Consider the following 12,031-nt stretch of genomic DNA (forward strand, 5'->3'; position numbering starts at 1 on the left):
TTTCGCATGCAGGGGCAGACCCGATCATGACGGATTCGGCACCGGCGGGGACGCGACGCTGGACCATCGCCGAAGGTGTCGAATTCCGCCGCTGTGCGGACGACCTTCTTGCCTTCCAGTCCGGCTCCGGCAACACCCACGCGCTTGGCGGCATCTCCGTCCCGCTGTGTGCCCGGTTGGCAGACGCCCATGGCCCGCTGGACCTCCGCGAACTCAGTGCGGCATGCTCGCAAGTACAGGCGGCGGATACCGGGAGCGGCGTGATCGCCGAAGCAACCATCGAGGACGCGTTGACAGACCTGACCGGCATCGGCGTGGTGCGTGAAGTCCGCTCATGAGGGTTGCCGAGCTGGGTGGTGACGGGGTGCGGCGTGCGCTCTCGGGGTGTGGCCTGAGCCTGGTGACGGGTGGCCTGACCACCCGCATCCGGACCCGCATCTCGGGGGTCGCCGAGTCCCTTGAGCAGCTCTATGCCGCGTTTCCCGTCGCCCCCGACGACGGCTTTGCCGACTTCCACTGCACCCTGCGCGCACCGCGTACCCTCCGCCGCTGGTATCGGCCACAGGTGCTGTTTCTCGCGGACGGGCGCAGCGTCTTCAAGCCGCTGGCCTTCCATCAGGCGTTCCCCATGCTCGAGTGGGGCATGAACTGGTGCATCGGCACGCAACTGCGCCACCAGCTGGTGTTGCACGCCGCGTCGCTGGAGCGTAACGGGCGTGCGCTGATCATGCCGGCACCGCCCATGTCCGGGAAGAGCACCCTGACTGCGGCGCTGGCCAACAGCGGCTGGCGCCTGCTGACCGACGAATCGACACTGGTGGATCTTGCCGGAGGGCGCGTCAGCGGCCCGGCGCGGCCGGTGAGCCTGAAGAACGCCTCCATTGACGTGATCCGCTCGTTTGCGCCGGCCGCGCACCTGAGCGAACCCTGCCATGACACCCTCAAGGGCACCGTGGCGCATATGCGCCCCCCGGATGACAGCGTTCACCGCGCCGGGGAGCCGGCACAGCCTGCGTGGGTGGTGTTTCCCCGTTTCGAGCCGGGGGCGTCCACCCGGCTTGTGCGTAAACCCGCGGGCGAGGCGTTCCTGCAGGTGGCGGCCAATGCATTCAACTATCCCGCGCTTGGCCGCATCGGTTTCCATGCCCTCGCCGATCTCATGGAGCAGGTGGAGACCTACGAATTCGTCTACAGTCGGCTGGAGGAGGCGATCGAGGTATTCCATGGCCTGCGAAGCTGACGGCACGACCCTGCTCTGCCGGGCGCTGGCGCACCCGGAGCGCATGGAGACCCTGAACGCAGCCGAGTGGCGGGCACTGGTGCCTGCCGCCCGCGAGACGTCGCTGCTGGGAACGCTATGGGTGCTCGCCGGCGACGCCGGCCTGCAGGAGCGCCTGCCCGAGCAGGTCGCCCGGCACCTGTTTGGTGGCTACCTGGTTGCCGAGCGCAATGGCGAGGCGATCCGCTGGGAGCTGGAGCAGCTTCAGGGCGGGCTGCTCCAGCGGCTGGCGCCCCCGGTGGCGCTGAAAGGTGCGGCGTATCTCATGGCCGAGCTGCCCAACGCCCGTGGCCGGCTCTGCAATGATATCGACCTGCTGGTGCCCCGTGAGCAGCTGGAGCGCGCGGAGACGCTGCTGTTCTACGAAGGCTGGGTCAGCACCCATCACGACGACTACGATCAGCGCTACTACCGGGAGTGGATGCACGAGCTGCCGCCCATGCACCACCTGCGGCGCGGTGCCACTCTGGATCTCCACCACAATATCCTCCCGGAGACGTTCGCCGTCCGCGTCCCGCCCGAACGCCTGCTGGATGCCGCGCAGCCGCTGCCACCGCCATGGCGGTACCGGGTGTTCAGCCCGCCACATCTGGTGTTGCACGCCGTCGTGCACCTGCTGCAGGAAACCGAGTGGGATCGCGCCCTCAGAGATCTGTACGATATTCACATCCTGTTGCGGCATCATGCCGCGTTGCAGGGCGGCGCGTTCTGGGACGCACTGGAGTACGAGGCCCGGTCTCTTGGCGTGGCGTGGTTGCTGGCCCACGCCCTGGATTGCTGCGCACGCCGGCTGGGCACCCACGTGCCTGCGGAGACGCGGCGGCGGCTCGACGCCGGGTTCCGTCCGTCCCGTTCCCTGACCCGCGCCGTGTTCCGCTATGGGCTGAACACCCGGGCCAGCGTCACCCCGGTGCGCGATGCGGTCGCCCGTGGGGCATTGTTCCTGCGCGGGCACTGGCTGAAGATGCCGCCGCGCCTTCTGGCTCGACACTTGTTCTACAAGGCATTTCTCGCGCCCAGGGAAGCGGATGCGGAGCAGCAGGATACCGAGGCGCACCGTCACGGCTGACCGGCGCCATCGCGCAATTGCGAGGGAGAGACGAACGCATGGGCGCCAACCCGGCCCGAGCCCTTCTTGGCGGACTGCTCGCCCTGGCGGCGCTGCCAGTGTGGGCGGATGACGCGTGTCTGACCTGGCCGGAGGCCAACGTCCGCGCCGAGACCCTGCGCGAGGAAGGGCGGGACGCCGAGGTGGAGTCCCACCCCTGCCCGCGCACCTTCCATGTGGTGCGGGTGGACCTCGACGACCCGGACGACCGCGCCGCCGCCATGGCCCGTCTCCAGGAGTACGACATCGACACCGAGCAGGTGGGCACACGCGGGCTCTGGGTCGGCGCCTTCGACACGGCCGACGACGCCGAAGGGCGCCTGCTGGAGATGTTCGAGCTGGGCTATCGCAATGTTGTGGTGACCGAAACCGAGACCGACGTCGTCCGCTACCGGGTCGTGGTGACCGAGCCGGAGGAGGACGAAGACGACCCGGATACCTTCGTCTTCGGCGAAGAGGATGACGCCGACGACGCCGCCGAGGAGGATGACGACCCCCTGCGCTGGGTGACGTGGCGGCTGGATGACCTGCGCCTGACCACCGGTTATCTGCCCCGCAGCGCGCAACCCGTGGAGACGTACCACGACGGCACCCTGAGCGCCTCGGTGCGGTGGCAACCGCCTGGCCCGTGGGAGTATCGCGCCGGTGCGCGCCTGGATGCCCAGGCGCAGACGTCGCGGCGCAGCTCGGAGGATGTGGGCACCGCCTGGGCGACCCCGGATTACACCGAGAACTGGGTGCGCTACCGCGCGGACTGGGGGCGTGTCACCGCCGGCACCCAGGTCGTGCCCTGGGGCACCATGGACCTGCAGCCCCCCGGTGACCGCCTCAGCGTCCAGGACCTCACCCGCGGCCCGCTCAACCCGGTGGATGATGCCCGTCGCGCCAGCCCGTCGCTGCGGCTGGAGCGCTATGGCGACGTGGACATCGACGTGGTGCTCACCCCCATGTTCCGACCCGCGGAACTGCCGCGCTCCGGCACGCTCTGGCATCCGGTGGATGAGCGCCGAGGCCGGTTGCTGGGCGTGCCCGATGATCCCGCCGTACGCGCCCTGGTGCGCGAGGGCTCCTTCGATCACGAACCCCGTGGCCGCGACCAGGACCCGGTCGGCGGCATCCGCCTCAGCCGTTCGGGTCGGGCGCTGGACTGGGGGCTGACCGTGCAGTCCACCCGCAGCAGCGCGCCCTATTACGCGCTCAGCGACAATGCGCTGGAGGCGCTGCAGGCGGAGTTGCCGGATAGTGAAGACGCCGCCGTCGCTGCGGCTGCCGCGGCCGATGGCGACACCTTCGAGGCCAGACACCCGCGCAGCGTCATCGCCGGTGGCGACTTGGCCCTGGACGCCGGCGGCGTGACCTGGCGTCTGGAAGGGGTCTGGTCCAGCGCCGAACCGGCCACCCGGGCGGATGACTTCAGCTACGTGACCCGGCGCGGCGTCGAATGGGCCGCGGGCGCGGAGTTCTTCCCCGGCGACCGGGATCTGCGCGTCTCCCTGGAGCTCACCGGCGAACACCTGCTCAACGCCGGCAACGTGATCGATCCCACCCGCACCTACCAGCTCGGCGGCGAGGTGGAGCAGCCCTGGGACCGGGAGCGCTGGCACACGCGCATGCGGTTCAACCTCGGGCTGGATCGCAGCGACCTCTACCTGAACCCGGAGCTCGCCTGGAGTGCGCGGGATGACAGCGAGGTGGTCCTGGGCGCCCACTATTTCCGGGGCGCCGACGACACGCTGGGCGGCTATTTCGAAGACCACTACATGGTCACCCTCGGCTGGAGGCTCACCCTGTGAGTACGGACCACGTGGCTGCCGGTCGGGTAGAGGGCGCACGCCGCGAGCACCTTGCCACGGTGCGGGTGCTGTTCGTGCTGAGCGCACTGGGCATCATCTACGGTTCTCTCTACCCGTTCGACTTCGACTTCGGGCTGATGCCCGCGTACAAGGTTGAGGAGCTGTTGTTCAGCGGCTGGGACGAGCAGCTGGGCACCCTCAATCTCATGACCAACATCCTGCTGTTCATCCCCTACGGTCTGTTCGGGGTGCTGGCGTTCGCGTCGTGGCGCTGGTACTGGGCGTGGCCGGCGCTGGCGGTGATTACCGTGGTCGTGGCGTTCGGGGTGCAGGTGCTGCAGCTCTGGCTGCCCGGGCGCGTGCCGACCTTTGCCGACGGCATCATCAATCTGGGCGGATTGGCCATTGGTGCCGGGCTCGCATACATCCCCGTCGTGCGGCGACTGCTGACCCAGCGCCACGCTTACGCCAGGGAGATCATGGCACTGCCTTTCCTGTTGATGCTCTGCTGGCTGGCCTACCGGTTGTTTCCCTTCGTTCCCAGCGTGGCGATCTCCAGCATCAAGGACGGGTTGCGCCCGATCCTGCTCGAGCCCGAGCTGCGGCCTTTCGACGTGTTCCACAACGCCGTGGCCTGGATCGTTTTCGCCCATCTCTGGGAACGCTGCCGACTGCCCTGGCTGATGCTCTGGCTGGTTATCCCCGGCGTGGTGCTTGCGCCGATCGGTATTGCCGACAACGCCCTGGCGCTGCACAACGTCATCGGCGCCGCCGTGGCGCTGGTGGCGTGGTGGGGGCTGCGCAGCCAGGTTCGCCGGCCCGTGGAGGTTGTCGTCCTGCTGTTGATGACCATGCTGCTGGTGCAGGGGCTGCGGCCGTTCGAGTACGGCCCGTCCGAGTTCACCTGGCTGCCGTTCCAGGGGTTTCTCGGCGGGAGTATGGTCATCAACACACTGAGTCTGCTGGAGAAGACGTTTCTCTACGGCAGCCTGGTCTGGCTGATACTTGAAGCCAGCCAGAGCCGCGCCACCGCGCTGCTGCTGCCGGTGATCCTGCTGGCGGCCATCGAGGCGGCGCAGACCCAGATCGCCACGCGCTCGGCGGAGGTCACCGACCCGGTCATGGCCGCCCTGTTCTGGGCCGTGGTCATGGTGGGCTGGCGGCCGGAGCGGGCCCGTGTCGGCCGCTCCGGCCGCCGCCGCGTATCGGGGGGTCAGTCGCGCTCGAGCCGCACCGCATCCAGGTAGATGGTCCGGGGTTCCTCCAGGTTGGTGGTGAACACCGCGAACTCCGCCATGTCATCCAGCGCCATGGTGCGCTCGGCCGGGGCGGTCCTGATCGCGTCAAGCGGGATGCGGATGTCGTTCCAGCCCGGCAGAAGCTGATAGCGCTGGTTGAACCGGTCCGCGTAGGGGCCGCCGTTGTTGCGGTGGTGATGGTCCCAGACGGACACGGTGACCGTGAGCGGGTCGTGGCTGGCGTTGTAGACGCTGAAGGCCAGTGAGTCGAAACCGTGCCAGTCGCCCAGAGAGCGGCGCAGTGTCGTGCCCGCGTAACGGGCGGGCTCCAGGTCCACGCGCAGGGACCGATTCCCCGTGCGTGCAAAGGCGTCATCCTGTGTGCCGCGGGTCCAGCGCCGGTGCTCGAAGGGCGTGCTGAAGGTGGCGAGGGTCGGAAACTGGTTACGGGCGACACCGCGGTCCCAGATCGAGGTGATCGGGATGTAGAGTTCCAGCGCCAGTATGACCCCGAGGCCGCTGGCAAGCAGCCGTCGCCGGGTGCCCGCCGGGGCGTGGAGGACGACGGCGATGGCCGCGCCCAGTGCGTTCTGCCAGACGTCGCGCACGGCCGCGGTGCGACCGAAGTAGGGCTGAATCAGCTCGATGGCCGTGCCCAGGGCCAGCGCCGCGGTGAGCGTGAGCGCGGCCCGGGTGAGGAAGCCGTACCGCTGCATGACCGGCAGCCGCAGGAACAGCCAGCCCAGCACGGCGAACAGCAGCAGGTGGCCGAACACGTGAAACTCCGGCGCAAACATCCGGCGCCACGGCCCGAGATCCACGAAGAACAGCGGCACGAGCCCGGCCAGGGCAGCAGGAGCGAGCAGGTAGCGTGGCTGGATTGGCACGGGCGCTGAAGGTCCTTCGAGTGGTTGCGGGAGATCAGCGGGGGCCGGGGCCGGCCTCTCCACCTGTGAGCGTGCCCGTCGCCCGGGCGTTCGGCAAGTGCATCAGACCAGAATCTCGGCGGCCGGGCCATGACCGAGAAAGGCCGTGGGGCTTGCCGTAAGCCCGTAAGCGCCTGACTGGAAGACCACGATCAGGTCATCCACCTCGGCACGGGGGAGCATGACCCTGTCCGCCAGTACGTCCAGCGGCGTGCACAGTGGCCCCGAGACGGTGACGGTCTCCACCGGCTCATCCTGCAGCCGGGTGCCCACCGCGACCGGATAATTCTTGCGCAACACCTGCCCGAGGTTGCCGGACGCGGCGAGGTGGTGGTGCATGCCGCCGTCGGTGATCAGGTAGGTGTGGCCTCTCGAGGTCTTGCGGTCCAGCACCCGTGCAATGTAGACGCCCGCTTCGCCGACGATATAACGGCCCAGCTCGATGACCAGGCGCGTCCCCGGCGAGGCGGCCTCAAGCTGGTGATCCATGTCCGCCAGCCGTTCGCCGACCGATGCAAGATCCAGCGCCTGCTCACCCGGGAAGTAGGGGATGCCGAAGCCGCCTCCGAGGTTGATGAATTCCGGTACATGACCGCTTTCACGGAGCAGGCCCAGGGCCAGGTCCAGGCTGCGTTGCTGGGCCTCGGCGATGACATCGGCGCGCAGGTTCTGGGAGCCGGCGAAGATGTGCAGCCCCGCCAGGGTCATCCCGGCGGCGTCGATGGCGTCCAGCATGGCCGGGGCCTGCTCCGCATCCACGCCAAACGGCTGGGGACCGCCACCCATGCGCATGCCCGACCCCTTGACCTGGAAATCGGGGTTGAGTCGCAGGCTCACCCGCGGCGTGCGCCCGGTCTCCCGGGCGATGGCGGCGAGCGTGTCCAGTTGACCGCGGGACTCCAGGCCGATGGTGATGCCCGCCTGCAGGGCCATGGCCAGTTCCTCGGGCCGTTTACCCGGGCCGGCGAAGGAGATCCGCTCCGGCGCCATGCCGCTGTCCAGCGCACGGCGGATTTCGCCGGCCGAGGCGACGTCGAAGCCGTCCACCCGCGGCGCCAGCCAGGCCAGCAGCTCGGGCATGGGGTTGGCCTTGACTGCATAGGTCAGGTGCGCCCGCTCCGGCAACGCCCCGCGGAGGCGATCCACCCGTTCGGCGATCAGGTTGCGGTCGTAGGCGAACAGCGGCGTGCCGGTTTGCGCCGCGAGGGTGTCAATGCGCTGCCCGCCGACGAGCAGGACGGTGCCGGGCTGCTGGAAGCCGGCGGGGATCCGCAGAGTATCAGCCTTGTTGGTCATCGCTTGGGTCCGTCTGGAAATGCGCCGCGTAGCGGTCGCGCAGCCCGCTGCGGTCGATCTTGCCGTTCGGGCCGCGTGGCAGCGGCTCGGTCTGGATGATGTAGTCCGCCGGCACCATGAATCGCGGCAGTGCCCGCTGGCAGGCGGCCTGCAGTGGTTTCGGGTCCTCCTCGCCGGCAGTGGCGCAGACGACCGCGAGAATGGCCTCGCCCAGCACCGGGTGGGGCACGCCCAGGGCCACCGCCTCGTGCACATGGCCGGATGCGTGGAGGACGTCCTCCACCTCCGTGGGGCTCACGCGATAACCGGATGTCTTGATCATGTCGTCGTGGCGGCCGACGAAATAGAAATACCCCGCGTCGTCCCGGGTCACCAGGTCGCCCGACCAGACGGCGGTTTCCCCCAGTGGCAGCTCGCGCAGCCGGTCCGGTGCGGGGCGGAACCGCTCCGCCGTTCGCTCCGCATCGTTCCAGTAGCCCAGGGACACCAGAGGCCCGGCGTGTACCAGCTCCCCGGTTTCGCCGGGGCGGCAGGGCGAGCCGTCCGGCCGCACCACCATGACCCGCGCGTTGGGAATGGCGCGGCCCATGGAGTCGGGGCGGCGTTGCAGCTCCTCCGGAGGCAGGTAGGTGGAGCGGAACGCCTCGGTGAGGCCGTACATGAGCACGATGTCCGTCTCCGGCAGCCGGGCCTGCAGGGTCTCCAGCGTGCGGCGCGGCAGCTTGCCACCGGAGTTGGTGATGTAGCGCAGATGGCCGGCCACGGCGTCGGGCCACTCCGTCTGAATCAGCTGGTTCCACAGCGGCGGCACGCCCGCGAGGGCGGTGATGGCCTGCTCCTCGATGACCCGGAGCAGCTCCCGGGGCCAGAGGTAATCGCAGAGAAAGACCGTGGCGCCGGTGCGCAGTGCCGTGGTGACCTGGTTCCAGCCGTAATCGAAGCTCAGGGGCAGGGCGGCGAGGACATGATCCCGCGAGGTCACGCCCAGGTAATCGACGACGCTGTCGACCCCGGCGACCAGGTTGCGGTGGCTGAGCGTTACCCCCTTGGGCTGGCCGGTGCTGCCGGAGGTGTAGAGGATCAGTGCGGGGTCCGTCTCGATGCGCTCGGGCACCGGTGGGTGTGGTCCGGCAGCGCACAGATCGCTCCAGTCACCGGTATCGCCATCCACGGCGATGAGTCGCTCGTCGTGGATGGGGAGGTCGTCCAGGCTCCCGGTCTGGCGCAACAGGGTGAGCCGCTGGGCGGAGGTGATCAGCCCGCGGGCGCCGCAGTCCTGGAGGATGTGGCGGACCTGTGCGGGCTTCAGGGCCGGGTTCACCGGGACGGCGATGCCGCCTGCGCAGGTAATGGCGAACAGGGCGGCAACGGTCTCCGGGCGTTTCTCCAGGTACACCGCGACGCGGTCGCCGGCGCCGACGTTGCGGCCGTGGAGGCCGGCCGCGGCTGCGCAGACAGTGTCGGCCAGGCGGCCGTAGGACCACTCCGCGCGCGGCGTCCGCAGGGCGACGGCATCGGGTGTTCGGGTCGCCGTTTGCAGCGGAATGTCGTGGAGCAGGGCGGTCATGTCCGGGGTTCCACCAGCGGTGCCATGGCTCAGTATCCGATTGCCCCCGGATCCGACCACGGTCAAAGTGCGATCCAGTCGACGGGGCGTGCGCGCACCGAACGGTAACATGGAACGCCGCGGGGCGGTGCGGGTGTCGTTGATCTCACCGGAGTTGCCGTTGATAATCGCCCGCTTTCAATGATGATTGCCGAAACGGTCGGGGCGGCGGGATGCCCGGCCGGTCAATGCGGCGACAAGGCAAGGGGTCGAGAACGGATGGCGACGTTGCAGGAAGTCAACGCAATTCTGGATGAGGCGCTGGCGCTGGAAGGGCGGGCGCTGGAATTCGATCGCTCCACCCCGCTTCTGGGCTCCGTGCCGGAGTTCGATTCCATGGCCGTGGTCTCCCTGGTGACGGCACTGGAAGAGTACTTCGGCATCAGTGTCGACGACGAGGACATCAGCGCCGAGACCTTCGAGACGGTGGGCTCGCTGCTGGATTTCGTGCAGCAGAAGTGTGAGGCCTGATCCCGTCCGCCGCCGCGCCGGCTTCAGTAGCGGCGATTTCGTTCCCAGTCGATTGCGGTCCGGACGATGACCTCCAGGTCGTCGTGCCGTGGCGTCCAGCCCAGGGTCTCGCGGATGCGCGCGGCGTTAGCCACCAGCTGCACCGGGTCGCCCGGGCGGCGATCCGCAAAGTTGATCTTCAGGGGTGCTCCTGCCACCTGCTCCACCATCCTCAGCACCTCCAGCACGCTGTAGCCGTGGCCGTACCCGCAGTTCAGGGTGAGTGACGCGCCGGCGTCGCGCAGGTGATCCAGTGCGAGCACGTGCGCGTGGGCGAGGTCCTCCACGTGGATGAAGTCACGGATGCAGGTGCCGTCCGGCGTCGGGTAGTCGGTGCCGAAGACGTGCATCCCCGCGCGGATGCCCGCAGCCGCTTCCGCGGCAACCTTGATGAGCAGGGTGGCGTTGGGCGTGGACTGGCCGATGCGCCCGTCCGGCGCACAGCCGGCCACGTTGAAGTAGCGCAGGGTCACGTGCTCCAGGGCGCCGGCGGTGGCCAGGTCCTCCAGTACCCACTCGGTGGCCAGTTTCGAGCGACCGTAGGGGTTGATGGGGTGGAGCGGGCTGTCTTCCGCCACCGTCCCGTCACCCGCCTCGCCGTAGACCGCCGCGGTGGAGGAGAACACCACCCGGCGCACGCCATTGGCGACACAGGCCTCCACCAGGATCCGGCTGCTGTTGGTGTTGTTGCGGTAGTACTTCAATGGATCGGCAACGGATTCGGGCACGACCGTGTGCGCTGCAAAATGCATCAGCGTGTCGACGGCGTGGCGTGCCATGAGGTCGTTCACCAGCGCCGCATCGCCCGTGTCCCCGACGACCAGCTCCGCGCCTTCCACGGCCTCACGGAAACCGGTGGAGAGATTGTCCAGCACCACCACGCGCTCGCCCCGCTCAACGAGTTGCCGCGTGACGTGGCTGCCGATATAGCCGGCCCCGCCGGTTACCAGAACGGTCGATTCGCCCACACTTCTCCCCTGCGTTGACAGCCGCGTCCAGCCGCCATTATGGGGAGGGCGCATGACCGCCGCAATGCAGGAGCATGGCGACGCCCGACTGTGGGTGTCCACGGCTCTCGCGTAGGTGCTCCGGATTGTCTATACTCTCGCGCTTGCAGCGCGGAGTCCCGCTGCGGAAGCGGCGGTAGTTGACAGCAACGCCGCTTCTGGCGCAAAGTACCGCGCTCTAAAATCAGGAGGGGTTCCCGAGCGGCCAAAGGGGGCAGACTGTAAATCTGCTGGCACAGCCTTCGGAGGTTCGAATCCTCCCCCCTCCACCAAATTCGAGAGTGCACGGCGCTTGAGCGCCTGCAGCAGTAACGGAGCGAAGGCTCCCAGGGGAGGGTTCGGACCGAGAGAGGTTCGAGCGGCTTGCGAAGCAAGCCACAACGTCGCCGCGCAGCGGCGGCGGCCCGGAGGGCGAGGCGCGCAGCGCCGAGTAATCCTCCCCCCTCCACCAAATTCGAGAGTGCACGGCGCTTGAGCGCCGGCACGGAGCTGGCCGCCTCGGGGCGGCACGGGGCACCGGCCTTCGGGCGGTGCCTATTGCTCGTTCAGAGAGTATCGGGTGTCCGGCAGCGATGCGCGCCGCCACTCATGGAGCTCGCGGGTGTAGTTCAACGGTAGAACCTCAGCCTTCCAAGCTGATGATGTGGGTTCGATTCCCATCACCCGCTCCAGACAGAAGGCGTTGTTCTGTCGACGCCGCGAGAGTTGAACAGGGCCCATATAGCTCAGTGGTAGAGCACTCCCTTGGTAAGGGAGAGGTCGGCGGTTCAAATCCGCCTATGGGCTCCATTAGTTGGTAGAAGCGTGTCCGTGAAGAACCGTGGCTGCGGTTCCTGGCGAAGCAAAGGAAAGTCGGGAGATCTCCATGTCCAAGAGCAAGTTTGAGCGTAGTAAGCCGCACTGCAACGTGGGAACGATTGGTCACGTTGACCATGGTAAGACGACGCTGACTGCAGCCATGACGAAGGTGATGGGTGAGCAGTCTGGTGGTGACGTTCGTGCGTTTGACCAGATTGACAATGCGCCGGAAGAGAAGGCGCGTGGTATCACGATTGCGACGGCGCACGTGGAGTACGAGTCGAGTGAGCGTCACTATGCGCACGTGGACTGCCCGGGTCACGCGGACTATGTGAAGAACATGATCACGGGTGCTGCGCAGATGGACGGTGCGATTCTGGTGGTGTCGGCGGCGGACGGCCCGATGCCGCAGACGCGCGAGCACATTCTGCTGAGCCGCCAGGTGGGTGTTCCGTTCATTGTGGTGTATT

Annotated in this window: 11 protein-coding genes, 3 tRNA genes and 1 other RNA gene; 11 read left to right on the forward strand and 4 right to left on the reverse strand. The window is 68.1% G+C overall.

Annotated features, from left to right (window positions below):
• Positions 1-26: 26 nt before the first annotated feature.
• Genes BMZ02_RS12875 through BMZ02_RS12895 form a run of 5 tightly spaced genes read left to right on the forward strand, consistent with a single transcriptional unit; the run spans position 27 to position 5,427 of the window.
• Positions 27-338, forward strand: a complete 312-nt coding sequence (locus BMZ02_RS12875) for a hypothetical protein (RefSeq protein WP_091644563.1) — start codon at positions 27-29, stop codon at positions 336-338.
• Positions 335-1,240, forward strand: a complete 906-nt coding sequence (locus tag BMZ02_RS12880; protein ID WP_091644566.1) for an HprK-related kinase A — start codon at positions 335-337, stop codon at positions 1,238-1,240. Before BMZ02_RS12875 ends, BMZ02_RS12880 begins: the two co-directional genes overlap by 4 nt.
• The gene (locus BMZ02_RS12885; protein ID WP_425425086.1) at positions 1,224-2,348 is read left to right on the forward strand and encodes a nucleotidyltransferase domain-containing protein; all 1,125 of its coding nucleotides are present in this window, start codon (positions 1,224-1,226) and stop codon (positions 2,346-2,348) included. The genes BMZ02_RS12880 and BMZ02_RS12885 overlap by 17 nt, the downstream gene beginning before the upstream one ends.
• Positions 2,349-2,386: 38 nt before the next feature.
• The gene (locus BMZ02_RS12890; protein WP_091644569.1) at positions 2,387-4,180 is read left to right on the forward strand and encodes a hypothetical protein; all 1,794 of its coding nucleotides are present in this window, start codon (positions 2,387-2,389) and stop codon (positions 4,178-4,180) included.
• Positions 4,177-5,427, forward strand: coding sequence for a VanZ family protein (locus tag BMZ02_RS12895; RefSeq protein WP_091644571.1), 1,251 nt, complete (start codon positions 4,177-4,179; stop codon positions 5,425-5,427). Before BMZ02_RS12890 ends, BMZ02_RS12895 begins: the two co-directional genes overlap by 4 nt.
• Here BMZ02_RS12895 and BMZ02_RS12900 read toward each other — a convergent pair.
• The 3 genes from BMZ02_RS12900 to BMZ02_RS12910 all read right to left on the reverse strand — a co-directional run bounded on the left by BMZ02_RS12900 (position 5,394) and on the right by BMZ02_RS12910 (position 9,207).
• Positions 5,394-6,305: a VanZ family protein gene (locus BMZ02_RS12900; protein ID WP_091644574.1), complete on the reverse strand. Its 912-nt coding sequence runs from the start codon at positions 6,303-6,305 to the stop codon at positions 5,394-5,396. The genes BMZ02_RS12895 and BMZ02_RS12900 overlap by 34 nt on opposite strands.
• A 102-nt stretch (positions 6,306-6,407) precedes the next feature.
• Positions 6,408-7,640 (reverse strand): pyridoxal-dependent decarboxylase, exosortase A system-associated, encoded by a 1,233-nt coding sequence (locus tag BMZ02_RS12905; RefSeq protein WP_091644577.1) that lies wholly within the window; start codon positions 7,638-7,640, stop codon positions 6,408-6,410.
• Positions 7,624-9,207, reverse strand: a complete 1,584-nt coding sequence (locus BMZ02_RS12910) for an acyl-CoA ligase (AMP-forming), exosortase A system-associated (RefSeq protein WP_091644579.1) — start codon at positions 9,205-9,207, stop codon at positions 7,624-7,626. Before BMZ02_RS12910 ends, BMZ02_RS12905 begins: the two co-directional genes overlap by 17 nt.
• Positions 9,208-9,465: 258 nt before the next feature.
• On the opposite strand from BMZ02_RS12910, the gene BMZ02_RS12915 reads away from it, so the two are divergent.
• Positions 9,466-9,717: an acyl carrier protein gene (locus BMZ02_RS12915; protein ID WP_091644582.1), complete on the forward strand. Its 252-nt coding sequence runs from the start codon at positions 9,466-9,468 to the stop codon at positions 9,715-9,717.
• Positions 9,718-9,740: 23 nt separating this feature from the next.
• On the opposite strand, the gene galE is transcribed toward BMZ02_RS12915, so the two are convergent.
• Entirely contained in the window at positions 9,741-10,724 is a 984-nt protein-coding gene (galE, locus tag BMZ02_RS12920; protein WP_216110832.1) for a UDP-glucose 4-epimerase GalE, read from the reverse strand.
• 226 nt (positions 10,725-10,950) lie between these two features.
• Between galE and BMZ02_RS12925 the strand changes: the two genes are divergently transcribed.
• From BMZ02_RS12925 to BMZ02_RS12945, 5 genes are all read left to right on the forward strand, one after another.
• Positions 10,951-11,035 (forward strand) — tRNA-Tyr (locus tag BMZ02_RS12925).
• 43 nt (positions 11,036-11,078) lie between these two features.
• Positions 11,079-11,214: non-coding RNA, RtT sRNA (locus BMZ02_RS12930), on the forward strand.
• 146 nt (positions 11,215-11,360) lie between these two features.
• Positions 11,361-11,434 (forward strand) — tRNA-Gly (locus BMZ02_RS12935).
• Positions 11,435-11,477: 43 nt separating this feature from the next.
• A tRNA-Thr gene (locus tag BMZ02_RS12940) sits at positions 11,478-11,552 on the forward strand.
• 76 nt (positions 11,553-11,628) lie between these two features.
• The coding region (locus tag BMZ02_RS12945; protein ID WP_139209210.1) for a GTP-binding protein at positions 11,629-12,031 on the forward strand (403 nt) is incomplete at its 3' end.

It is taken from the genome of Aquisalimonas asiatica (assembly GCF_900110585.1).
In the GTDB taxonomy this organism is placed as follows: Bacteria; Pseudomonadota; Gammaproteobacteria; order Nitrococcales; family Aquisalimonadaceae; genus Aquisalimonas; species Aquisalimonas asiatica.